At 55.7% G+C, this 23,623-nt stretch carries 17 protein-coding genes; 5 read left to right on the forward strand and 12 right to left on the reverse strand.

Annotation, left to right across the window (positions count from 1 at the left end; all coding sequences use genetic code 11):
• Positions 1-121: 121 nt before the first annotated feature.
• From ISN39_RS27510 to ISN39_RS27535, 6 genes are all read right to left on the reverse strand, one after another.
• On the reverse strand, positions 122-835 hold the full coding sequence (locus tag ISN39_RS27510; protein WP_194731232.1) for a DUF6065 family protein: 714 nt from the start codon (positions 833-835) through the stop codon (positions 122-124).
• 87 nt (positions 836-922) lie between these two features.
• Positions 923-2,128, reverse strand: coding sequence for an MFS transporter (locus ISN39_RS27515; RefSeq protein ID WP_194731233.1), 1,206 nt, complete (start codon positions 2,126-2,128; stop codon positions 923-925).
• A gap of 349 nt (positions 2,129-2,477) precedes the next feature.
• Positions 2,478-3,920, reverse strand: coding sequence for a lipopolysaccharide biosynthesis protein (locus tag ISN39_RS27520; RefSeq protein WP_194731234.1), 1,443 nt, complete (start codon positions 3,918-3,920; stop codon positions 2,478-2,480).
• Between the two features lie 65 nt (positions 3,921-3,985).
• Complete coding sequence (locus ISN39_RS27525; protein ID WP_194731235.1) at positions 3,986-4,975, reverse strand: glycosyltransferase; 990 nt, start codon at positions 4,973-4,975, stop codon at positions 3,986-3,988.
• Entirely contained in the window at positions 4,975-5,994 is a 1,020-nt protein-coding gene (gene murB, locus ISN39_RS27530) for a UDP-N-acetylmuramate dehydrogenase (protein WP_194731236.1), read from the reverse strand. Before murB ends, ISN39_RS27525 begins: the two co-directional genes overlap by 1 nt.
• A 12-nt stretch (positions 5,995-6,006) precedes the next feature.
• Positions 6,007-7,320 carry a UDP-N-acetylglucosamine 1-carboxyvinyltransferase gene (locus tag ISN39_RS27535; RefSeq protein ID WP_194731237.1) on the reverse strand — a complete coding sequence of 438 codons (1,314 nt, stop codon included), beginning with the start codon at positions 7,318-7,320 and terminating at the stop codon, positions 6,007-6,009.
• Positions 7,321-7,751: 431 nt separating this feature from the next.
• Here ISN39_RS27535 and ISN39_RS27540 point away from each other — a divergent pair, with 431 nt between their 5' ends.
• The 3 genes from ISN39_RS27540 to ISN39_RS27550 all read left to right on the forward strand — a co-directional run bounded on the left by ISN39_RS27540 (position 7,752) and on the right by ISN39_RS27550 (position 10,959).
• Positions 7,752-8,960, forward strand: a complete 1,209-nt coding sequence (locus ISN39_RS27540) for a polysaccharide biosynthesis/export family protein (RefSeq protein WP_194731238.1) — start codon at positions 7,752-7,754, stop codon at positions 8,958-8,960.
• A 76-nt stretch (positions 8,961-9,036) separates the two neighbouring features.
• Positions 9,037-9,732: a PIG-L deacetylase family protein gene (locus ISN39_RS27545; RefSeq protein ID WP_194731945.1), complete on the forward strand. Its 696-nt coding sequence runs from the start codon at positions 9,037-9,039 to the stop codon at positions 9,730-9,732.
• A 51-nt stretch (positions 9,733-9,783) separates the two neighbouring features.
• On the forward strand, positions 9,784-10,959 hold the full coding sequence (locus ISN39_RS27550) for a DegT/DnrJ/EryC1/StrS aminotransferase family protein (RefSeq protein ID WP_194731239.1): 1,176 nt from the start codon (positions 9,784-9,786) through the stop codon (positions 10,957-10,959).
• 87 nt (positions 10,960-11,046) lie between these two features.
• Here the strand turns inward: ISN39_RS27550 and ISN39_RS27555 are convergent, their stop codons facing one another.
• Complete coding sequence (locus tag ISN39_RS27555; RefSeq protein WP_194731240.1) at positions 11,047-12,411, reverse strand: pectate lyase; 1,365 nt, start codon at positions 12,409-12,411, stop codon at positions 11,047-11,049.
• Positions 12,412-12,727: 316 nt separating this feature from the next.
• On the opposite strand from ISN39_RS27555, the gene ISN39_RS27560 reads away from it, so the two are divergent.
• Complete coding sequence (locus ISN39_RS27560; protein WP_074071781.1) at positions 12,728-13,897, forward strand: glycosyltransferase family 4 protein; 1,170 nt, start codon at positions 12,728-12,730, stop codon at positions 13,895-13,897.
• A 106-nt stretch (positions 13,898-14,003) separates the two neighbouring features.
• Here the strand turns inward: ISN39_RS27560 and ISN39_RS27565 are convergent, their stop codons facing one another.
• The 5 genes from ISN39_RS27565 to ISN39_RS27585 all read right to left on the reverse strand — a co-directional run bounded on the left by ISN39_RS27565 (position 14,004) and on the right by ISN39_RS27585 (position 22,508).
• Positions 14,004-16,253, reverse strand: coding sequence for an exopolysaccharide transport family protein (locus tag ISN39_RS27565; protein WP_246763507.1), 2,250 nt, complete (start codon positions 16,251-16,253; stop codon positions 14,004-14,006).
• On the reverse strand, positions 16,250-17,527 hold the full coding sequence (locus ISN39_RS27570) for a glycosyltransferase family 4 protein (RefSeq protein WP_246763449.1): 1,278 nt from the start codon (positions 17,525-17,527) through the stop codon (positions 16,250-16,252). The genes ISN39_RS27565 and ISN39_RS27570 overlap by 4 nt, the downstream gene beginning before the upstream one ends.
• A gap of 108 nt (positions 17,528-17,635) precedes the next feature.
• Positions 17,636-19,888: a nucleoside-diphosphate sugar epimerase/dehydratase gene (locus ISN39_RS27575; protein ID WP_246763450.1), complete on the reverse strand. Its 2,253-nt coding sequence runs from the start codon at positions 19,886-19,888 to the stop codon at positions 17,636-17,638.
• Positions 19,889-20,374: 486 nt separating this feature from the next.
• Complete coding sequence (locus ISN39_RS27580) at positions 20,375-20,992, reverse strand: sugar transferase (protein ID WP_194731242.1); 618 nt, start codon at positions 20,990-20,992, stop codon at positions 20,375-20,377.
• Between the two features lie 382 nt (positions 20,993-21,374).
• The gene (locus ISN39_RS27585; RefSeq protein WP_246763451.1) at positions 21,375-22,508 is read right to left on the reverse strand and encodes a glycosyltransferase; all 1,134 of its coding nucleotides are present in this window, start codon (positions 22,506-22,508) and stop codon (positions 21,375-21,377) included.
• A gap of 174 nt (positions 22,509-22,682) precedes the next feature.
• Between ISN39_RS27585 and ISN39_RS27590 the strand changes: the two genes are divergently transcribed.
• Entirely contained in the window at positions 22,683-23,603 is a 921-nt protein-coding gene (locus tag ISN39_RS27590; protein WP_194731243.1) for a methionyl-tRNA formyltransferase, read from the forward strand.
• The last annotated feature ends 20 nt before the right edge of the window (positions 23,604-23,623 follow it).

Genomic DNA, 23,623 nt, shown 5'->3' on the forward strand with positions numbered 1-23,623 from the left:
CGGTTCTGATGGCTCGTATTATTCGCGTCACCATTGGCGTTCCTGGCGTTGATGACAGCGCAGGATGAGGAACGGGGGCCGGACTATCCGGCCCCCGTCTCGTTGCCCGCTTGCTGAAATTTCAGCGGGAAGCGCGTGCACACTTGCGGTACCAGCCGTGGCCGGCAATGGTGTTGCGGTAAATTGTCTGGCGGTTCATTTCCTCTTCCCGGGTTTCGCGGCGAATTTCCGCATTGATTGCCGCGCCATTGCGGTGAATCGGGATCACCTGCACAAGCGGCGTTCCCTTCTCGATGACATAGAGTCCGTCGGGCGCCGTCGCAAAAAACGGAAAGTGGATATGAGCCGTGTAGGTGTCGGTGTCGACGATACCCGCCACGCATTCGAACGGCTGCGCTGGCCGGTTGAGCGGCGGCACGAAGAGGCAACTCCATCCAGGTGGCGTGCGGATCGACCAGTAATTATGAAACTTGCAGGGCGGGCTTGGCTCCTTCGGATTGCCCGCGACCTGATGGACGCCGTGATTGCTGACCATGACCCGGTCGAACTCCCAGCCCGCCTCGACGCTTCTGCCGTCCTCCTTGATCTCAAGCCGAACCGTCGCTGCCAGCGGCAAGATCCAGCCCGTCATCATAGCGTCGAGAAACGGCATGCAGCGTTTAATGGTCAGACCGCTATCTGTGGTCGACTGATGCTTTGCATCGACCACCGGCAGCTTGCGATACCACTCCGGCAGAACCGACTTGGCAGGCACTGGTGGCGCGATGACCTCAAGATCTTCCGGCTGGCAAAGGAAATGGATCTTGCCTGGGTCTTTCTGTCGAAAATGAAACATGCTCGTTCTCCGGTCCAATGATCGGGTAGAACGTGGAGAGATCGACTTTATTCCCGCGAAATCGCGACGGACACCACCGGATTCCATCTAGGCCTGTTGAAGCCGTGCGCGCGGCAGCGCCGGGAAGGCAAGCGCGACCGCGACTGCGCCGAGCCCGACCATGGCAGAGCCGATGAAGAGCCAGGAGTAGTTGGCGAAGGTATCGAAGACCCAACCGCCGGCCAAAGGGCCGAAGGCCATGCCGATGCTCGAGAGCATGGTCACCGCCCCGAACACCGTGCCGATGATGCGCGGTCCAAAATATTCACGGGCAAGCACTGCATAGAGCGGCATCACACCACCATAGGCCCCGCCGAAAACAACGGCGAGCGTGTAGAATTCGCTAAGCCGGCTGACGAGAAGATAGGCAGCGATCGCAAGCGCCTGGACCATCAACCCCGCGACCAGCACTGGTTTTACGCCAAGCCTGTCTGCAAGCAGGCCGAACACAAGCCGGCCGCCGAGCCCCGCCAGGCCCTCGACGCTGTAGATGCTGACTGCGGCCATTGGCGCCACGCCGCATACCATCGCATAGCTCACCATATGAAAGATCGGGCCCGAATGCGCTGCGCAGCAGGCAAAGAATGTCAGGCCGAGGACGAGGAGCTGCGGCGAGCGGAACGCTTGCTTGAGCAACGTTCCATTGCTCTGCGCAAGAAGGTCCGGGTCTATATCGCCGGAAGCAGCGGCAGCCGGCGAACGGCGCACCAGCAGAGCCGCCGGCACCAGAAGCGTCCAGGCCACAATGCCGATCGTGAGCATCGCTGTTCGCCAGTCATAGGCCGAGATCAGCCAGCGCGCGAAAGGCGAGATCGTCATCGGCGCCACCCCCATGCCGGCGGAGACCAGGGAAACGGCAAGGCTGCGGTTCTTTTCGAACCATGCGGTGGTGATTGCGATCATCGGCGCGAAGAAAGCGCTGGCAGCAAGGCCAACGAGAACGCCGTAGGTCAATTGAAACACGAGCAGCGACTCCGCCCGGCTTGCAAGGACAAGTGCAAGGCCCAAAAGCCCTGCGCCGGTCAGCACAACGATACGAGGACCGAAGCGGTCGGTTGCCGCGCCCCATGCGAAACCTCCGACGCCCATGACGAGAAAATTGAGCGTCATGGCGCTCGATATGCCGGCACGCGACCAACGGGTCGTCGTGGCCATCGGCTCGAGAAAGATCGCCAGCGAAAACATGGCGCCAAGAGCGACACAGGTCATCAATGCGCCAACACCGACGATGACCCAACGATAAGAAGCGCCCATGTCCATCATCTCCCTTGCTCTTGCGAGACCGCAAACGGCTTTCGGCGCAGTGGCGCCACTACCGACCTAGGACGTTCGGACAGGCGTGACATCGACAGGAGGAGCAGAAATTTTTGGCAAGAGCGGACATTTTGATTCTGGCGGACAATGGACCACGATTCTGTCGGCACACAGCCCAAACGTGACACGCCAGCGTGGGCCTTGGCCGATTGAGATCCGGATGGCTCTGCGTAAATGCAGCATATGAGCGGATTGCGGGCCTGTTCAGCGCGGAACCGGCTGATGGCGGGCAGTCGTCATGTGCCTTCTGGAGGCGGCGAAAGACGCCACACAAAGACGATGGATCATTTCAACCAGGGCGCAGGATTGAACGAATTGCACTTCGCATATGGCCGCTAAATTCAGCACCCTCTTTGCCAATTAGATTGATCGGCATGCGATATGCGAAGCAAAGCGAAAAGAGGCCCAGAAACAAGATTTCGGAAAATAGGACGATGCTCGCATGCGCATTTTCGAGGCGCAGCACGTAAGCGATGACAAAGCAAGGAATGCCAACCATAGCCGATACACGCATACCGTATCGATGCTCTATGATTAACTCCATGAGCGAGACGCGGGCTACTTGGCAGGCAAACGCGGTGATTACGCAATAATATACAAAAATTGCAAATCCCACTGCTGTCGCCACTGCTGATAGTCCAAACTCTACAACTAACAAAGTGCCACATACTGTCAGGCACGCATAAACAGCTTGCGATACTATAAGCGGGCGTATGGCCGCCGTTGCTCGCAGCAGAGACCCGCTCACTCGTGAAGCCAACCTAAAGTACATTCCGATAGCGAGAAAGGAAAACACGGGGATTACCTTCTCCCATTGCTTGCCGAGCAGGGACAAAACAATTTCCGGAGCGAGAATATAGATCACTGCGCTCATTGGCATTCCAAAAAGAGCGGTTAGACCGACGCCTCGCAGATACGCTTTCTTGAGCCGCTCTGGGTTAGACTGCACCTGCGCCATCGCAGGAAAAACGACCCGATCCGCTATACGGGCGTAAACGTCCGTCGGAAGACTCATCAGACGATATGCTCGTGAGTAAAGGCCAAGGTGAACTGCATCCAAGGATCGGCCGACGATGGTGATGTCTGCGCGAAGCGCGATAAAGTTGATTACACGTGATGCAGTAAAGCCAGTTCCCTTTCCCATAAGGCGACGGCTGGATTGGCTATCAAATATCGGTCGAAGGTTTGGTTTAGCAGCATAAACCAGAACGAAGGATAGGAAACTGGCCTCACATATCGATGCCGCAGCAAGGGCCCAATATCCGAAGCCCGCAAATGCCAAACCGATGCCGGTCGTGCCGTATGCGAGTGTTTTGGCCGCAATCTCGCTCATTCGGATGCGGCGCATCTCCAGTCGGCGCAAGAGCAGGCCCTCAGATATCGAGGTAAATGCTTGAACGATGATGATGAACGACAACACTCTAACAACATCTTCCGACGCGGGCATGTTCATGAATCGCGCAAATGGCGCAGCACAGATTTGCGCCAAAAGGAAGAGAATGGCAGACGAGATCAGAACTAACGTGAGTGCCGTCCGCTGCTCAACTTCTGTGAGGCTTGGCAATTGAACGATCGTCGCGCCAATTCCGATTTCACGCAGAAGATTGCAAAATGAGAGGAACAAGATCGCCGTTGCCATGACGCCAAAATCCGCTGGCGACAGGAGGCGTGATAGGATGGCCATGTAAGCCAAATCGATCGCTATGCCTGCGCCTTGAAATATCGAGGTCATCGCGACCTCGGATCGGACTTTGTGACTGAGGCCTTTGTTCCCGGGCTCTGACGAAATCATCTAGATCAAGCGGCCCTGTCCGCGCGGGGCGCTGCCCCCCAGCCTCTGAGTAGGCGCATAAGACGAATGGCAAGTGGAGCCAGTGGCCTCAGCCACGGAACGAATAAAATAACGCGCGTAAACCAAGCTGAGATGACTGGTTTCTCATTAAAAGCTGCCTTTAGCAAATGCCTTGCATCATCTTCCAGCCCAATTAAGGCTCGCCGCCTGGCCTCTGAGGCGAGGCTTGTCGCAAGATCCTTTGACCGCGGCCGCATCAACGCGGAAATCGGCCCATTCGTGTCTAAGGGATCGGGCCTCCCTGCCATGCGCTCTCGTGCACAATACAAGGCGAAATCTCTGCAGCTCATCGCAACTGCTAACTTGCGCGGATCGCCGGTTACGGAATCCGTGCGCTTCCAAGCTTTGTATAAAATCTCGGGAACGACAGCCATCGCCCCGTAATCCGTCATGCGCAGCCACAGATCGAGATCCTGACGATATACGAAGAATGGTCGATATCCCCCAGCCCTTTCATATATAGAGCGTCGCATAAGGACCTCGCCCTGCGAAAAAGGATTGCCGTTAAAGAGTTGTACTTTTATATCCTTATGGACGCGCGGCTTAACAGTGTAACTCCTCGAAGCTATGTCTGATACGACTTCCCGATAGCAGCCCACTGCAACGACGTCGGGATAGTCCTCTAAAAATCGAACCTGGCTCTGCAGCCGCGTTGGATAGGATATATCGCCTGATCCCTGCACCGCGATAAATTCGCTGTCCGTGCAGGCGATAGTCGAAATCATAGTCCGCGTAAAACCTACGTTGCGTTGCGTCGAAACGCGTATTTTATCCGACTTATATTTCATAAGTGCATGATAGGTGCCGTCTTGCGACCCATCGTCAACGAAATAGGCCTCGAAATCCTGATATGTCTGATCACGAATTGCCGTGACGGTCTCATCGACTAAGTGAGCCCTGTTGTAGTATGGGGACACGACAACCACGCGAGGCATCAATTCCACTTTCCTGATTGAACCGAAAGATGAGCTGGTTGGAGCAATCCGTCGGGACGAACGTGACGAACTTCGCAATCCATTAAAAAGCCGCTTCGTTCAAAAATCGTCCTTCTTATTAAATCGATCAGGCCCAGCACATCCGAGCTCGTTGCACCGCCGAGGTTAACGATAAAGTTACCATGACCGGGGGCAATCTGAGCTCCACCTATGCGACGTCCCCGCAAGCCAGCATCCTCGATCGCTTTTCCGGGGGGACCTACCACGTCATACATCTTGGGGTCACTGAGGAAAACGGAGCCGCAGTTTGGGAGGCGAAGGGGGAATTTCTTTCGTCTCGACACCATAATTTCAATCATCCTCCTTCGCACCTCCGCCTTGTTAGCCGTGGCAAACTCAAAAGATGCTTCCAAGAGAACCAGGTCCGGCCGCTGCAGGTTGGATTTTCTATATGAGAATTCACATGCGTTTCGATCCAACATTTTCACCTTGCCATCAATGTCGACGACGGTTGCGCTTACAAGGTTGCTGCCGATCCCCTTTCTCTGGCTGCCACCGTTCATAACAACCAGGCCGCCCAGCGTTCCAGGAATTCCCACCGTGTGCTCCGCACCTGTCAATCCCGCACATCCGACTTTTCGCGCAAAAACAGGCGTCCAGATTCCGGCTTGAGCGACGACGTGTGTACGGTTGATTGCAATCTGCGACATTCTTCGGCCGATCCGCAGAACAACACCACGAAAACCTGCATCATCAAAGAGAAGGTTCGTGCCATCGCCAATCACCAAGAATGGCACTTTCTCCGTACCGAGGCACTTCAAAACCTCGCTGACCGCGCGCGCATCGAGCGGTTCAACCACGACGTCAGCCGGCCCGCCGATTTGCCATCGCCCGACATACTTCAGCGGGACATGAGATGAAATCTCAACATTCTTGATGTTCCCGAGAAGCGACGAAACATTCTTGCTTGATATCTTCGGAGTGTTCACAGTCAGTTCCACGGTGACCAACAGCGCCATTTCCGCCTGTCTTCATTCGGCGAGGACGTCCCCACCCAGCGATGTAACTTTCTCGATGAATCGATCGTAACCACGTTCTATTTGCCAGGCATCGCGCACGATCGTCTCTCCGTCGGCGACGAGACCGGCCAACGTCAGGGCGATGCCTGCGCGAAGATCACGTGCTGTAACTTCGGCGCCACGCAACTTGGTGCCGCCGCGAATGCGTAGCAGATTATCCTCGATGGAATAGTCAAGTCCCATCAAACCCATCTCTTCCGCGTAGAGGTATCGTCCCGGAAAGCGCAAATCAATTATCTTGCTCTCTCCGCGTGACATGGCGCCGAACGCTGCAAAGAGGGGCTGCATGTCCGAATTTATTCCTGGATAGGCGCCCGTACTGATCTCCACAGGATAACAGTTGCCGCCGCGAACGATTATGCTCTCTTGACCGGTATAAACACGCGCGCCGCTTTCCTTGAGGTGTATGAGGGGAACTTCCAAGTCCGATAGCGGAAAGCCATGGATCTCAACGTCGCCGTTGGTGATACACGCCCCGACCAACCACGTTAGAGCTTCCATGTTATCGCCAATGACCCTATGTCGAACACCTGTGAGCCCTTCTCGACCTTCAATCTCGATGCGCTCCTGACCGAACACCTTGATCTTCGAGCCCATCGTTCGAAGCATGGAGATCAGATCGATTATTTCAGGACGGATATGCGGGTTCCAAACGGTCGTAACACCGCGGGCCAATGCGCCGCACAAAAGAGCGTTCTCGGTAGCGCCGGTTGAGCGGATCGGCAAACGGATGTCGGCGCCTGTCAGGCCTTGCGGTGCATAGGCTTCGAGATTGGTGTCTGTTTCTGTAACGGTCGCACCAAGTGCTTCCAAAAGCATAACATGCAGGTCATGCTTTCGTTCGCCGAGTTTGCAGCCACCCGGCAACGGCACAGAGCCCCTCCCGGTACGAGCCGTTAGGGCACCCAATATCAAGAGTGTGTTGCGAATTGAGCGGCCCCTCCACACCAACTCCGACGGCGGGGGGACAATTTCCTCGATATAGGCCGTCTCGCCTTCGACAATGCAATGCTTTCCAAGCGCCTCCAGCATCCCAAGATGAACCTGAGCGTCCAAGAGCATCGTGGGATAGTTCGAGATCTCGATTTTACCAGATGTCAGCAGCGAGGCTGCGAGAAGACGCAAGACACTATTCTTCGCTCCACTTACTAAGACTTCCCCTTCGAGGCGGGACGCATGGACGCGATATCTCGACACTTGCCGTTCGCTGTATGTTTGAGAAAATGGCTGATACGCTCCCAACTCAGCTTTGGTTTCAATGAGCATCTCTCAACTCCTGGTGAAGCTCTCGATATCGACTGGCTAGGATTCAACAGAGCATCAGTAATGCGCATCAGCTGGTCGCAGGTATAACGCCGTACCTCATGTTAGAATATTACTGGCAAAAAATCTAACCTTAAAAAGCAATATCTATTTCCAAAAATCGAAGAATGCGATACAATAAATACAATCTTAAATTGACTTGCAGACGTCGCGCATCGAACTGAATATAATACTGACGGGCTATAGACGTAACCTTTCATAGCCTGAATGCTATAGACGCTTCCATACTGGTAGGCGTGCCGTTTAACATTTATTTACTTGACGTTAAAAGCAACAACTTTCTTAGATAAAGATCGAATCCACGTCGCTCGCGCGACAACCGATGGTCAATGGGGGACATGATGTCATCTCATCCTTGCGTGAAAGGCGGCGCAATGTCCGGCGAACGCAATGCTTCTCGCCGGGCTATTTGGGTCGCCATTGCAATGCTTGTTGCGGCCGCGACTGATACGCGATCAGAGGTTTACCAGCTGCAGCCCGGAGACGTCGTCAATTTTGATTTTCTTGACGACGCCCTACTGCCAGTTCTGTTGACAATTGATGCGGATGGGGCTGCGCAGTTTCCCTTGGTCGGTGGCGTTGAGATCGGAGGGCTCAGTGTTAACCAGGCGCTGGAAAAATTGCGGACCGAATACAAGAATCGGCAGATATTGGTCGATCCTAAAATTGCTTTGAACATAGCGACCTACAAGCCGGTTTTTGTTCTGGGCGAGGTCAAAAACCCCGGATCCTTTCCCTTTTATCCGGGCTTGACGGTCGAACAGGCTGTCGGCCTTGCAGGTGGAACTTTGACGGCCGCGTCGAGTGCGGCTGACAAGATCATGACCCGCGCGAGGTTACGTGGGGCGATGGATGGCGCCGAGGTGGAAATCGTCCATGAGGCGATTTATGCAGCGCGGTTGGCGGCCCAGCTACGTGGGGCCGAAACCATCGACTTGCAAGACGCTCCAGAAAGCGCGCGCCCCTATCTCGAAAGAACATCTCTCAAGAGCGTACTCGAAATCGAGGAGAAGATCCTGAAGACCGATCTGATCACCACACAGGCTCAAGTCGAGATTCTGACGCAGGGGATTGCCGAAACAGAGGCAGGTTTGAAGATTCTCGCTCAGCTTGAAACAGAACAAAAAGGCGTCGTCGAGATGAACGAGCGAGATCTTGAACGTGTGACCGCGCTACGCAAACGCGAACTGAATACGGAGACCGAGATCGCGCGGGTCAAGAATACGACTTCGAATGAGAAAACGCAGCTTCTGGAGATATACGCGGAGATGTCCCGGTCGAGACGCGAACTCGGTAATCTCAAGCTGGAACTCTCGAAACTGCAGGCAGATCGGGAGAAAGACATATTGCTGAAGCTCCAGGAGCGCGAAGCGGCGATCAAGAAGCTCGAATCCACGCGCCAATCGGCCGAAGAGCAATTCTATCTCATTGCTTCGGTAGCCGCGGAAAGAAATCGCGACCAGATCTCCTTCACTTACGAGGTTCGCCGCCCCAAGAGCGGGGTCAATACCGTGATCGATGGTGCGCCATTCACGGAGTTGCTTCCGGGGGATGTCGTCGCCGTCTCGATCGCGGGCATGTAACAATCCGAGGAGCGAACGTGGACCCGAGCATCAGCGCCACCTTCCTATATGAACGCGGGATCGAAAACCGATGGAAATAGGCGGCTCACGCTTGTTGAGCGACGTCTTCGGTAGGACGCTTGTCATCGCCCCCCATGCGGACGACGAGGTCCTCGGGGCAGGTGGTACAATTGCACGGCTCGCTTCGGAGGGAGCCGAAGTTCGGATCGTCATCGTAACCGAGGGTAAGCCGCCGCATTACGCATCCGAGGCCGTATCTCGCGTGAGGGAAGAGGCGCGCCGGGCGCACGCAATCCTTGGTGTCGGCAGAACCGATTGGATGGGTTTCCCTGCAGCCGGCTTGGCCGAGACGGCCGTCTCCGATTTGAACCGCTCCTTGTTCGAAATCGTGTCGGCATATTGCCCGCAAACGCTTCTCCTCCCTTTCGTCGGAGACATGCATGTCGACCATCAGATCGTCTTCACGTCTGCGCTCGTGGCGGCAAGACCTCATCAGGAGCAATATCCGAGATTGATTCTGGCATATGAGACGCTCTCGGAGACGAATTGGAACGCGGCCTATGTGACGCCCAGTTTCATTCCACACGTCTTCATCGACATCGAGGAGCATCTCGAAACCAAATTGGAAGCGATGTCGGCTTTTCAATCGCAGCTCCGGCCAACCCCACATGAGCGCGCTATCGAAACCTTGAGGGCGCTGGCGACGTTGCGCGGCGCAACCGTCTTCAGTCAAGCAGCGGAAGCCTTCGTGATGGTTCGTCAGGTTCTGTGACGCAGGAACCAGTTTCGGGAAGCGGATATCGCATCTAACACGGAGGACGAAATGGCGCACTGGCCCGTTTTTGATGAAGAGCAGGTCGAAGCGGTCGCTTCCATGCTTCGGACCGGTCGGGTCAATGCCTGGACAGGTCCCTATGTCGCGCAGTTCGAAGAAGCGTACACCGCCTTGCTCGGGGTCGAACACGCCATCGCCGTCACAAATGGAACCGCTGCTCTCGAACTCGCACTGTTCGCGCTCGGCTTACGCGCTGGGGACGAAGTTATCGTGACCCCACGCAGTTTCGTCGCATCTGCTGCTTGCGTACCCTTTTGCGGGGGAGTGCCGGTCTTTGCAGATATCGATCAGGACAGCCAGAATCTCACGACAGCCGCGATAGCAGAGAAGGTTTCATCAAGGACCAAAGGCATCATCGCCGTCCACCTTGCAGGATGGCCATGCGACATGCCTGAGATCATGGCTTTTGCCCGCGAGAGAGGTTTGTGGGTCATTGAAGATTGCGCCCAAGCGCATGGCGCGGAAATTGACGGGAAGCCGGTCGGGTCGTTCGGCGATATTGCGGCCTTTTCGTTCTGCCAGGATAAGATCATCACCACAGGCGGCGAAGGCGGCCTCATTGCGATGAACGATACAGCACTTTGGAAGAAAGCATGGAGCAGAAGGGATCATGGAAAATCATATGATGCCGTTCAGCAAAAGTCGGTTCGAAGCGGTTTTCGATGGCTTCACGAGTCCGTCGGCACCAACTTGCGGATGATGTCGTATCAGGCGGTGCTTGGCCTCTGCCAACTCGCCCGGCTAAAGGAGTGGCAAGCGGCAAGAGAAAGAAACGCGCACATTCTTATCGCAGCGACTGCCGACCTCGACGCTCTTCGAACACCCGTGCCGCGTGATGGCATTCGCCATGCATATTACCGCTTTTATACGTTTGTTCGTCCAGATCGACTGAAGATGGGCCACGATCGCGACCAGATTCTGGTGAGCCTGAATACCGCAGGCGTTTCCTGCTTTGCCGGAAGCTGCTCAGAGATCTACCTCGAAAAAGCATTCGCTAACCTGGCGCAACCGGCGGGAAGATTGCCTGTCGCGCAAAAACTCGGCGAAACGAGCCTGGCTCTCCTCGTCGATCCCAGCTTGACCGAAGAGGCAGTCCATCAAAATGCCAGAGCGCTGCGGGAAGCGGTCCTTGCTGCAACCGATAGCGCCAGAAACTCGACGTAAGCCAACAGTCGCCCGCAGGACTGAGATCGGACAATTCTGCAGCGACCTGCTTACCGACTAGCCGGTTTCTGCCGGTCGGCGACTGCATCATTGTGGATACCGACCAGCGATCCGTTCTTCCGAGAGCCATTCCATGAATTCATCGAAATGGGCTGGGCCGTCAGGGTTGCTCACCGCCCAGGCATCACTCACCCCGGGCTTGGCGGCAAATTTGGCCTCGACGGAGTCGGCCATTCCGTCCTGATCGTCGTCCCTATAGGGGGCCCCGGTTTCCATCGACGGAATCTGACCGGGTTCGCTCACCATCCTCCCGTCGCCCTTCTCCCCCTCCGGTCCCATATCGTTGGCCCAGCCATGATCGAGACTGTCGCGTGGGAACGCGCCCGATCGTGTTCGAACGTCATGGTAAGCCTTTGCTGCCGGAGCGATCGCAGTTACGCTTAAGGCGCAGGGCGGACTGGAGACAAGAAAGCGCTCCGTATCGGGCGCCACGGTGACGATCGTCTTAGAAGGCGGTGCCCAGGTTACATTGCCTTCCTGATAGATCTGCGGATTCGCAACCCTTGCGGCATCTTTCGACCGAATGGCATAGGTCAGATCGTTTGTACTCGGGCCTGCCTTGAAATAATTCCCGGCGTATGCGATCGGGGTCCCTCCCGGAAATTGCGAGAAAATCTCCGCCCACTCGGACCGCGCATTGAAGAAAACGTTATTAACGATCTCAATACAGGACTGTCCGTAGTGATTGTTGTCTGGATTCCGATCATTATTCGACAGACACAGGTTCCTGAGAAATGTCAGTTTTTGCGGCGCCCGTGGATCGGATCCAAGCAACGTGCATTTGCTGTGTTTGTTGAGGCCCTCCGCCAGGATCGAATTTGCGATCGTGACCTCCGTGGCGTCAGCGTGGGTACTGATGTTTTCGTCCGTTGCCCAGGAAACCGACACGTGGTCGACGTACACCCTTTGGCTATTCTCGATGACCAGCCCGTCAACGCTTTTGACCGTGTTTCGGAGCTGCGGCCGGATGCGAATATGTCGCACGATAACGTCATTCGTTCCCTTGATTCCCAGCAGCGTATTTTTTCCCTTTTTGTCAGGCCGCTCAATCGTCAAGACTATGCCGCCGCCGGGTGCCGTCTGCCCGAGGATGGAGACTAACGCATTGTCGCTTCGAACGATTAGGGTTCGCTTGAGCTTGATCGTACCGCCAATCTGGAAGACGCAGTTCCTCGGACCCGCCGCCTCGATGCACGCTCTGAGGCTTCCGGGTCCGCTGTCTTCCAGATTTGTGACAGCGATGATCGCGCCGCCTCTTCCGCCTTGCGCACTCTTTCCGTAACCTTCGGCGCCAGGGAACGCATCGGACGCTGCGTTTGCCGCCTGAGTGTGACCGACAGCCTCCAGGCAGATTAAAGTGAGTGCTAGTAGGCACGTTGCAGCGATGAACATTGGAGAGCAGCGGGGCCCTTGCCAATGCATTCCATCTCTTGCGTCCACGCCTTTCGCATCCAAAGCCACCATTTCACAACCTGATAACAGCTGAAAAGAACGCGCCTCGCGCTATCGTTAGTTTGCCGATCAGCTTAGCGAGGATAGACGTTGTTCGGAGCGCGCTCTGTCGAATTGGGCCGGGCTCCAGCACAATCAATAACTAATTAGGGTGATATCAAATAGCGCTCCATTCGGCGATAATATCAACATCCGGTCCACAAAGGTAAATCTACTCTGGCGCATTCGAGCTTTAGAATTTTTTGGGGGTAAATCCATGGGCTCGAAGCCAATAGTCGTAGTCTATCCGTTTGTTGGAGATGAATTCGGCGGGAGTAACATTTCAGCGATCAAGCTGATTGAAGCGCTTCAGCCCTCCGAGGTGCGGCCCGTGGTCGTCCTCCATAGGCCAAACGGAGATTTCGCAAAATATTTGGATAAGCGTCAGATAGAGTATCTGACGGTGAAGGCGTCGGTTCTCAGATCCCGATATCGCGGCGCCACCGGAAGCGCGGTGGCAGCAGGCTACCTTTATACCGTCGCCCGATTGATCCGTTTTCTTCGCCGGCAGAAAGCCGATATCGTTCACACCAACGACGGGTCGATTCACGCGACATGGGGGCTCCCGACCGTGTTTTCCGGAGCACGCTTACTATGGCACCATCGCGGGGACCCGGCGGCACGGGGCATAAACTTTCTCGCGCCGTTAATTGCCAGTCACATCGTTACTGTCTCCAACTATGCAAAGCCTACCTCACCTCTGCTACCCATCAGCGCCCGAACCTCGGTGATCCATAGTCCCTTTGACCATCCTGAGCCTCTGCTTGACAGAGAGGAATGCCGTATGGACCTCGTGCGCGAGCTCGGCCTGGATGAGAACACGCGCCTTATTGGATTTTTCGCCACGCTTATCGATCGCAAGCGGCCAATCCGCTTTGTCGAAGCTATACACGCATTTTGCGCGCAGCATCCTGAACTGACCGTCGCAGGTTTGCTGTTTGGCTCGCCCAAGCATCACGGCCAGCGACTCGATGTTGAGGTTACAGCACGTGCGCGCGAGCTGGGCATAGAAAAGGCAATTCACCTGATGGGTTTCCGCTCGCCGATCAATCGGCTGATGTGCGCCATGGACATTCTACTTGTACCCGCCATAAACGAGCCGTTTGGAAGAACCCTCATCGAGGCGATGCTACTTGGGACGCCGGTTGTCGCGACGAACCACGGAGGAAATCCCGAAGCAATCGTTGATGGAGAGACCGGCTATCTGGTCGAACCCGAAGTCCCAAGCGCCTTTGTGCCGCCGATGGCCAAGCTCTTAAAGGACCCGTCTGAATGGCAGCGCGTGAGCGGAAACGCGCAAAAGTCTGCGTTGGCACGTTACGGAATTCGACCACATACAGAACAAATAATGCATATCTACCGTCAGCTTGCCGGCAGAACCGCGTGATCAATGCTTTGGCCAAAGCCGGCAAAAAGAGATGACTGAGTTTGCCAATCACAAAGGGGCGGCGCCCGCCGTCCTAGCGTACGGCCATCTGATCCAGATAGCTCCTTTATGCGGTTACTTTCTGGCGAAACCGTGCTTTGACTTGCGTCCACAGCCCGGAGTTCGCAAGCGCTACCTTGCCGGCTTTAGATATCGCGGCCTGGTTGAGAACTCCTCCAAGTATGAAGGGTTGGTTGACAGAGAGTCGGTTCAACGCATTGACCAGCCTTCGTTCCGTCGTGCGTCCCGCCGCGACTACAACAACGATGGAATCCACGTGGGCAGCGAGCCAAACGGCCCCTTCCTCGTCCTCCAAATTAGGCGCGTCGATGATGATCAAATCATACATTTTGCGCAAATACGAGCAAAGTGGCTCTGTGTCGTCGGCTGTGAAGCTTGCGAAGGCGACGTCAAGCCGGGGGTGGGCAGGCGAGGTCATGCTCGAGACGCATAAATCGGGTGGATCTGCGACCTTTGGCACTAGGCGAGGCGGGGCTATGCCAAGAAGAGCGCCAGCACCTTTCGCTGATGAGTCAAAGTCAACCAGAACCGTGCGAAGATTGCTCGTTGCCGCCGCGGCAGCTATGCCGAGGGCGAGCGTAGTCTTGCCCTCACCAGTCGACGGTGAACACAGCATCACGATCTTTCCACCACTCGACCGTTCGATCGTTCGCCACGCGAGACACAAATTTCGCATTGCTTTTCCGAAGGGCGAGGACGGATAGTCGACGACAAATTCGAATGAGCTGGCACCGTTCTGAAAATGCCGTGTCACGCGCGGAACGGTGACGAGGTTAGGTCGACCCAGAATGTCTTCCAGGTCGTTCGAACGATACAGGCGATCGTCGAGAACATCGACAATGATACCAGTCAGGACCGCGAGGATGAGAGATCCAATAAACCCCGACACAATAACGAGAGCCGGTTTCGGAAACCTGGGGCTTGTCGGCACCTCCGCATAGGACGCGACACTCGCTGACGCTTTGTGCTCGCCCCGCTCAGGATCCAGATCCCCCAGTCGAAGCACGACCTGATCATAACGCTTTTGTTCGGCCAGCAAATCCCTCTCAAGTTCGCGCCTACGGATTTCCGCGAGACTTCGCCCTTGTATCTGCTTCTGGAGCATCGCGACATCGGTACTAAATTTGGCAGCACGGACGGCCGCGACCTCTGCGCTATTTGCCAATGCCTGGACAATTCGTTCTGCTTCGTCCGTCATCATCCGTCGATTGGCTTCGAGTTCGGCATCGGCATCAGCGACCAACGGATGGTTCTTGGCGAATTTAGAGCTAAGCTGCGCCTTCAGTCGTTCCAGGCGTGACTGCTCGGTGCGAAGACGATCCAACGGCTCAGACGCAACCACACGTACAACGGATGATACATCGCCCGACGCAATCAGTGCTTTGGCCTCGAGATACTTCGACCGTGCGGCGGTCTCGTCAGTGCTCGCCACTGTAAATTGCTCATTCAGAAGCTCCAATCGCGACCTGAGAATGTCATCCTTGGGATCGAAAGTGAGATCGCGATTGGCCGAAAATGCCGCTATCTCACGTTCCATTGCCGCTATGCGGCTGCCAAGTTCCCTCGCCTGACCTCGAAGATAATCGATCGTGTTCTTCGTTGCTTCATCCGTGACCTTGGCAGTCCAATCAACATAGTGTTGAGCAATGGCGTCGGCGATCGCCGCTGCCTTCAGCGGCCTTGTCTGCCGCACCTGGATTGTCATCGCAAGGCTGTCACCGTTGCGGCTGACAGTGAAGGAGCCCAACAGTGCAGATATAGCCCTGTCACGTTGAACGCTCTTCGAAACCAGCCGGCTACGGACCATGTCGGGGTTCTGCCTCGGGGCGAAGAACTTGCTCGTAGCAGAAACGAGAAGGCTAATACCTCCTTCATTCTCGTCGTCACGTCGCGGAAGATACGTATTGTAGTCGGGGTCGCTCACCAGGTCGAGCGCGTCCACAACCGTGCCCACGAACACCCGCGATTTGATTAGGTCCAATTCCGTTTCCATTACGGACTTGTCCCGCTCCTGTTTGCGGAGTTCCTCGACGGCCTCATATGGACGGGCATCATTCCGGTCGAAAACTATGGCAGACGAAGCGACATAGACCCTTGTCATCAAGACTGCGGTCAAGACCGTGAGAACGAGCCCGCCTACAAGGACTGACCCAAAGAACCATCGGTGCCTGCGCAGCAATTCCAGCAGATCGACAATTCCATAGCCTGAACGCGGGCGGAGCAGGCGCTGCTGATAAGTGATGCTGTGATGCCTGCCCGCAGGCGATGGAACGAGCCCATGTGGTGTTATTTTCACCCTCTCCAAGAGATGACCCTCCCCGTTGCATCGAGTTGTTGGTTGATCGTGTGAGCCTGTATTGCCTCCCGCCCAAGAGCTCCTGCAGCCTTTCGGCCCGCACAGTCATGATCTGAGAGACCCATTCGATAGATGAGTATTTCGTTGATTGCGTGGACATCGAACCTGGCGCAGGCCAGTTCGCGCGAACGCCGACCCATTTCAGCAGCCAGCCGAAGCCGGTCGGCAAGCGGCGACATGGCGCTAAAAAGGCTGTCTGCGCTTCTAGGCGTGACGAGATAGCCGTTCTCGCCGGGTTCGATAGTGTCCCGGCAACCCGGAAGGTCCGTTGTAATAATCGCGCGCCCGACGGCCATCGCTTCCAGGATGCTGCGGGGTATTCCCTCTCGGTAATAGGAGGGGAGGACGAATATGTTGCACTGCGCGAGGAAGGGGCGGACATCGTTTGTCTCGCCAAGGTAATCCACGATCCCCTCTTCGATCCATTCCTGAACCCGCAGCCGCGATATTGCCGCTGGGTTCGGATCAAACGGTCCGAGAAGTTGGAATTCTGCATCAGGCCGATGCTGCTTCAAGCGTCGCGCCGCCTCCACGTATTCGAAGACGCCCTTGTCACTGATCAGCCGGCTCACCATCAGAAAGACAGGCTTTTCCAATGGGACTGGTGCGAAGGCGTAGTGATCGACATCCACGCCGGAGCCTGCAACGCGATGAATGACGGAAACGTCGTGGACCAATGAATTTTCAACGATGTCCGAGCGGTCGGCATCATTATAGACAAAAACCGCCGTCGCACCCGCCATCGCCAGCCGATAAAGCCGGACGCACAGTCGTTTGATCCAACGGCCCTTTAGAGTCTTGACGCTCGCTTCCGAAAAAACATGCCCCAGACCGGTTACAAGAAAGCAACGCCCCGGAACACCCGCTGAGCGGGCTGCGATTCCGCCGTAGACGATCGGTTTCATCGTATAGGGGACCACCACGTCGGGCCTTATTTTCTTTATAAGCCGCCGAATCTGGAGGAACGTCGCAATGTCCCTGACCGGGCTCAAGCTGGCGCGGGCCATCGGGATTCTGGCGAACTCAACCCCGATCTTGGAAAGATCGGCCTTCACCTCCGGGTCGTCTTCGGGACCTGCAGCTACCACGACATGGCCGGCGCGCACCATGGATTTCAAAAGTTCCAAACGGAAATTCGTCAACGAACGGCTATAGCTGGACAGCACCAGAATGCGCTGGCTTCCTTCCTGCTGCCGCCAAAGCAAGCGATCCAATGGAGTGCTATCCGTTGGTGCTGCATGTAAATTCAACACAGTTGTCTCCAGACGAGATCCAATAGACTAATTTCGTGGGAGCGACCGGCGCCTGCCGCTGATTGCGTTTCATTGCAGCCGTGATGGGCTGATCCACCCAGACACCTCAGCACTTCCTCCATCAGTTTCAGCCACAAGAGCTGCAAGTAAGTTGTCCGGGAGGCCCACGTCATGATCCTCACCCTCTTCGCGAGTTCCATCATGCATTGGAGCCAGGGCCGCACCGGCGAAAGCGGGGCGCTGCCACGCATAACCTGGGACAAGGCTACTGATGAGCGCGAGCACCATGGATGCATCACCCAATTCGGCGGAGCGCTCCAGCCGGGCGAACGTCGGGCGAAGCTTGGAAAGCGGTACAGGCCGTGGAATTGCGCCGAAAACCCCCGGAACAGGCGACGGAACCGGAGTATCATTGATATCGAAAAGCTCCTCGTAGCACTTTTCGCCGGGGCGCAGCCCGATGACCTTGATTGCTATGTCCTTGTCAGGAACAAGACCTGCAAGCCTGATCATCCTGCGTGCGATGTCCATGATCCTTACCGGTTTGCCCATGTCCAGAACGAAGACCTCGCCTTTTCCGATGTCGCCCTCGAGTCCGTAGGCGGAGGCCTGCAGGGTAAGTTCCACGGCTTCCCGTATGGTCATGAAGAACCGCGTCATGTCCGGATCGGTCACGGTCAACGGTCCACCGCTGGCGATCTGTCTCTTGAACAACGGAATGAGGGAGCCGCTCGAGCCAAGAACGTTGCCGAACCGCACGGTCATGTAACGAGGGCCGCTTCCGCGCTCCACTCCTTCGAGGTCGAGCGCCTGACAATAGAGCTCCGCGAGACGTTTCGTCCCTCCCATGACGCTCGTTGGATTGACCACCTTATCGGTAGAGATCTGAACCATCGCCAGGGCACCGACCTGCCTGGCGGCATTGGCGACGTTCATGGTGCCGATCACGTTTGTAAGCGCGCCCTCGCACGGATTGATCTCCACCATTGGCACGTGCTTGAGCGCTGCCGCATGGAAGACCAGCTCCGGCCTATATTCTTCGAAAACGTCGTTGACGCGGTTGGCCCGCCGAACATTGCAGAGACAGGTGGCGCGGGGCAGCGTCGCAAAGCGCTCCGCAAGCTCAAGGTCAATTGTGTAAAGATTGAACTCGCAATTCTCGACGAGAACGAGCTGCGACGGCTCGCAGGCGGCGATCTGAAGCGTGAGTTCGGAGCCGATCGAGCCGCCGGCACCAGTGATGAGCACCCGGCGCCCCCGGATGAGCCGCAGGATGGCATCCCTGTCCAAAGCGGCCTGGGGCCGCTCCAGCAGGTCTGTCAGCTCGATCGATTTGAGTTCAAATCGGTTTTCCCGCTTGGCATTCTTCAGCTCCGTCATCTGGGATAAACGGGAAACGGTGATGCCGAGCGCTTCGGCCTGTCTGATGAGCTTTTCGCAAACCTCCTCACCAAACACGGAAGGTGCCTCGGTGAAGACAAGGTGCCGCGGGAAGGAATGGGAGAGGCGCAGTTCCCTAACAACCCTCTCAAAATCCGTCAAGGCACCCAAAATCGGTACGCCGTGCAACATAATCCCTTCGCATGCGCCAGTCGGCTCGATGATGGCAACCGGACGATGGAAGCAGCTGCGGTCGCGGCTCACGGCACGTAGATAGAGATCCGCAGCATCTCCCGCACCGACCAGCAGGGTCGGTATCTTTTGCTCCTGCTCGGGCGCTTGCTTCAGCCAGCCAGCGTTATCCGGCAGGGACAATTCGTTAATGCGAAAGCTCAGCCGCGACGCCGAAAGGAATAGCGAGAGCAGGAGCGCCTCGAGAAGCAAGGCCGCGCGGGGGATATCTTGCAGCCTTGTTATGAAAAATAGCACGCAGACCAAAAGGGCCGTGGATATGAGCACCGCCCGTGGGATTGTCACAAGATCGGAGATCGAACCGTATCGCCAATTGCGGCTATAAAGGCCGGCCATGGGAAAGACCACGATGCAAATCGCAAGATACTGCGGGCTCGCAAATAAGAGCGTTTCGATCAGCTCCGCACTTGCCTGAACCTGCTCCAATCCATAGCGCGCGACGAACGCGAAGTTGAGGGCGAAGCATGCGGACACGAGGTCGGTCGCAAACAGCAAGGGTGCCTGCCTAACCTTGCGAACGTGAGAACCGGCTGTCTTTTTTGACAGAAGGATTGCCGCGCTGACCGCAGAATCCGCATAACCAACCGCGGCCTTCCAGGCCGCCAACACGTCGTCCCGTCTAGCATTCATGTCCCGTCTTGCATTCATCTCCTGCCGCTGAGCAGCGATGACTTTGTCGCGCGGTTCCATGCATGCATCCCCCCGTACAACTGCAACGCGTGCCGCTATCGCGACGCGATAGCGAGATAAACTCCGATGCCTTGCGAATCCCCCGGCGTTAGCCGGTAAAACATAAGCGTACCGTGACGTTTCCGAAACAGTTTCAATCAAGTCTCACATTTATTGACGGACGGTACATCAGCAATTTTATTTGTAAAGCCAAATTATATTAAAGCTATTTGATATCGATACTGTATTCTGCTGATTAATCATTTAGTTTTATATACAATACCGTTAAGAATACTTACTTAATCTTTGAAAAATTTCAATCATAACGTGATTTTCTGCTCAAGCAGGCAGGTACTTTTACTGCTTAGATGCGAATACACCTATGACACGCTCCAAGCGTTTAATCATACCGCAATCCCGGATTGCCTTGCCATTACCCGTTTCTCGCAAGCATAGTAGCTGTTCTCCGCAACTTAACGGTGTCTTTAGTCGATCGGCAATTGGGGTTTACTGCAGTTTAGCGCGGGTCGTATCGCGACTGGCCGCAGCAGAAATGGCCTCAGCAAGGTGCTTCTCGTTACGTCTCTCGCCGAAAATCATAACCAAAACGGTCTTAGCGATTATCTTGGCATCGATTAGGCATGTGCGGTTCTCGATATACCAGATATCCAGATCGACCTTTTCGTCGTCAGTGAGCTTGGTGTTTCCATTTATCTGCGCCCAGCCGGTTAGTCCGGGCTTCACTGAACACCGCAAGATTCCGCGCTCGCCAAGGGCATGTATTTTGTCCAAGAGTATCGGTCTTGGTCCTATGACGCTCATGTCGCCAATGAAGATACTCCACAATTCCGGCAGTTCATCTAGCCGAGAACGTCGCAACAGCCGGCCGAACTTTCCGGTGCGTTCGTCGTCGCTCAAGAGCTTCCCATCAGGATCCACGTCGGTGCCCATTGACCGGAACTTATTCATCCTGAATGATCGACGCTCTTCGCCAGCCCTCTCCTGGCTGAACATGATAGGGGAGCCGAGAATGATCCTGACAGCCATGGCCAAGGTGATAAGGATTGGCAGTGCCAAAAGTCCTGCAGCAACGGAAAACAGCACATCGAACAGCCGTTTCAACATCGCCATTAACCTCCTAGGGTCCAAACCGAAGCACATGAGGTTCCAATTCATATCCAATACCCGACTCGCTTCGGACATTGAAAGGCGCCCGTGAGTAACGCTTCGAAAGCATTCGGAGTTTTCCCGCGCACTGTTCGTAACGGATGTCAGGACACGGAGCACGGCCCGCGTAGACAGGCGCAGATGTTTCTCGAATGCTTCCCTGCTCTGGTTTTCCGTAAAATCGATAAGCTCGACCTCGTCACCGCTAATGAGATTACGATATCCACGAGCTTTCAAAGCAGACCGCGCCAAGCGTTTTTGTCAAATACTGCTTAAGAATAGTAAGCTTGTCCCATAAAATTGAAGGCAATCCGCATTAGCCCGAAGTGATTATATAGTTTTAAACAGCGATGTTATTTTCTCTTTCAACTGCTGCCTTGCATTGGTTCAAAAAATGATCGTATTGCCGTACTATTTTGCCCAGCTCGTACTCTTCTTCGATACGCCGTCGTGCCGCCGCCGCATATTCAGCATATCGAGCGGTTCCACCGTCAAGAAGAGTTCGTAGCGCCGCCGCCAGCGCCTCCGGATCTTGGGAGGGGACTGCTAGGCCGCCGTCGCCGATGATACTTGCAGCGTCACCAACGTCAGTCGTTACAACAGGTAGCGCATAGCTCATCGCCTCCGCCAGGACGTTCGGAAAGCCTTCTGTTCTCGAAGAGAGGGCGAGAATGTCGATCGATCGATAGAAAGCAGCCATGTCATCGACTTCGTCCAAGAGCTGGACATTTTCTCGCGCTAAACCTGCGGACAAGATCATCCGTGAGACGGCTGGATTGCTCCAGGACAAGCCACTTCCCGCAGCCACGAATGTCAGCCCCTGATGCGTTTGAAGAAGGCGAGCCGCGGCCCTGAAGAATGTCGGATAATCCTTCTGTGGATGGAAGCGCGCTGCAATGCCGATCCGCTTGGCCGATCGAGGCTGAGGGGTCACGGATTGCGGCAGCTCAAAGCCGTTCGGTATGACCACGGCATTGTGCGTTCGATAACCAGCCGCCGCATGCATTTTGAGCGCCCTCGCTGAATTGAAGACGAAACCCTCCGGATGCCAGGATAGCCACTTTGCCACAGTCACTGCGGCGCGTAAACTCCGGGTCAAAGACGTCCAATCATCCAACGACTGACGCACGTTCCAGATCACTGCAGTGCTCCGATGTGCCAGCAAGGCAGCGACCGTGCCGACAATCATCGCATGATACATCCAGCACAATATGACGGGTGGCCTCTCCTGTCTGATTAGTTTTGCAAGTTTCAGCGAGGCGTGTGCGAGAGACGTCAATTTTGTAGCTTCGAGCGATACATACTCGACACGGGGATTGCTCGAAATTTTAAGATTTCGCTCCGAAATCCCCATGAGCGAAACGACCACTATACGCTGGTCGACTGAGGCATGCAGCAGCCGTGCCAGCATTGTCTCAGCGCCGGCATGCGCTGTGAAATTGGTAATGATATGCATGACATCTGCCTTGGCCATAGTGCCCCTCAGCGCGTGGCAAGACGACAGAGCCCGCAAAAGGCCTCTGGACAGGAATTGCGCGCTCGTGTTTTTATACCTTCTAAAGAGCCTCCCGTGAAGGTAAGCCTTGCTTGATAAAACATGACCGAGCCCGTTGCCTCGCTCGGCATAACTCGATGTCGTGGCCCAAGGATGCGGATCGTTCTCGTCGGAGCAGTGGAAGGTTCAGAAGTCGCCCTTGCAGCGCTCGTATCCTCTGAGCGACCGCCAGCGCTTGTCGTAACCCTGCCGCCAACCGCTGCTGATCGTCACTCGGATTTTGCCGATCTCAGTTCAATGGGCCGCGAGAGCGGCATTTCCTTTTTTCATACGACGAATGTGAACTCTACCGAGACCCTGGCGAAGATTGCCAGTATCGGTCCGGATTTGACCCTTGTCGTCGGATGGTCCCAAATATGCGGACGTCCATTCCGCGAGCTTGCAAGCATCGGTACGATTGGCTTTCATCCCGCCGCCCTTCCACGACTAAGGGGACGGGGCGTAATACCTTGGACCATTCTTCGCTCCGAACAGACGACGGGATCGACACTTTTCTGGCTTGATGACGGCGTGGATTCCGGACCGATCCTGCTTCAGCGCGTCTTTGACGTAGCCGATAATGAGACGGCCCGCAGTCTATACGAAAAGCACCTGCTGAATATTCGAGAAATGGTCCCCCAGGCCGTCAGGATGGTCGAGTCCGGCAACGCGCCCAGGATCCCCCAGGATGATGAGAAGGCCTCCTATTGCGCGAGGCGCCGGCCTGAAGACGGCTTGATTGACTGGCGCCTGCCGGCCGCTGACATCACGCGCTTCATACGCGCGATCGGAGACCCCTACCCCGGCGCTTTTACCCATTCTGGAAGCGAGAGGATATATATCGATGCAGCCGATCTATTCCCCAACCCGGATCGCTACATAGGCCTTCCGGGACAAATTCAAACGGTCAGCGCCACCGGTTTTCTCGTTATGTGTGGCGACGGCAATTGTGTTGATGTCAGCGCTTGGCGCCCTGAAGCATCGCGGCTGCGGATGCATAGCCACTTGCGGTCCGGGTCCTCGCTCCAGGCTTGATCGAAATAAGCATACTTCAG

It is taken from the genome of Rhizobium sp. 007 (assembly GCF_015353075.1).
GTDB lineage: Bacteria > Pseudomonadota > Alphaproteobacteria > Rhizobiales > Rhizobiaceae > Rhizobium.

Coding starts and splice junctions, on each gene's coding strand:
- ISN39_RS27510 (WP_194731232.1), bottom strand. CDS start 835: ATGTTTCATTTTCGACAGAAAGACCCAGGCAAGATCCATTTCCTTTGC.
- ISN39_RS27515 (WP_194731233.1), bottom strand. CDS start 2,128: ATGGGCGCTTCTTATCGTTGGGTCATCGTCGGTGTTGGCGCATTGATG.
- ISN39_RS27520 (WP_194731234.1), bottom strand. CDS start 3,920: ATGACCTCGATATTTCAAGGCGCAGGCATAGCGATCGATTTGGCTTAC.
- ISN39_RS27525 (WP_194731235.1), bottom strand. CDS start 4,975: ATGCCTCGCGTGGTTGTCGTGTCCCCATACTACAACAGGGCTCACTTA.
- murB (WP_194731236.1), bottom strand. CDS start 5,994: ATGGCGCTGTTGGTCACCGTGGAACTGACTGTGAACACTCCGAAGATA.
- ISN39_RS27535 (WP_194731237.1), bottom strand. CDS start 7,320: ATGCTCATTGAAACCAAAGCTGAGTTGGGAGCGTATCAGCCATTTTCT.
- ISN39_RS27540 (WP_194731238.1), top strand. CDS start 7,752: ATGTCCGGCGAACGCAATGCTTCTCGCCGGGCTATTTGGGTCGCCATT.
- ISN39_RS27550 (WP_194731239.1), top strand. CDS start 9,784: ATGGCGCACTGGCCCGTTTTTGATGAAGAGCAGGTCGAAGCGGTCGCT.
- ISN39_RS27555 (WP_194731240.1), bottom strand. CDS start 12,411: ATGTTCATCGCTGCAACGTGCCTACTAGCACTCACTTTAATCTGCCTG.
- ISN39_RS27560 (WP_074071781.1), top strand. CDS start 12,728: ATGGGCTCGAAGCCAATAGTCGTAGTCTATCCGTTTGTTGGAGATGAA.
- ISN39_RS27575 (WP_246763450.1), bottom strand. CDS start 19,888: ATGGAACCGCGCGACAAAGTCATCGCTGCTCAGCGGCAGGAGATGAAT.
- ISN39_RS27580 (WP_194731242.1), bottom strand. CDS start 20,992: ATGTTGAAACGGCTGTTCGATGTGCTGTTTTCCGTTGCTGCAGGACTT.
- ISN39_RS27585 (WP_246763451.1), bottom strand. CDS start 22,508: ATGGCCAAGGCAGATGTCATGCATATCATTACCAATTTCACAGCGCAT.
- ISN39_RS27590 (WP_194731243.1), top strand. CDS start 22,683: ATGCGGATCGTTCTCGTCGGAGCAGTGGAAGGTTCAGAAGTCGCCCTT.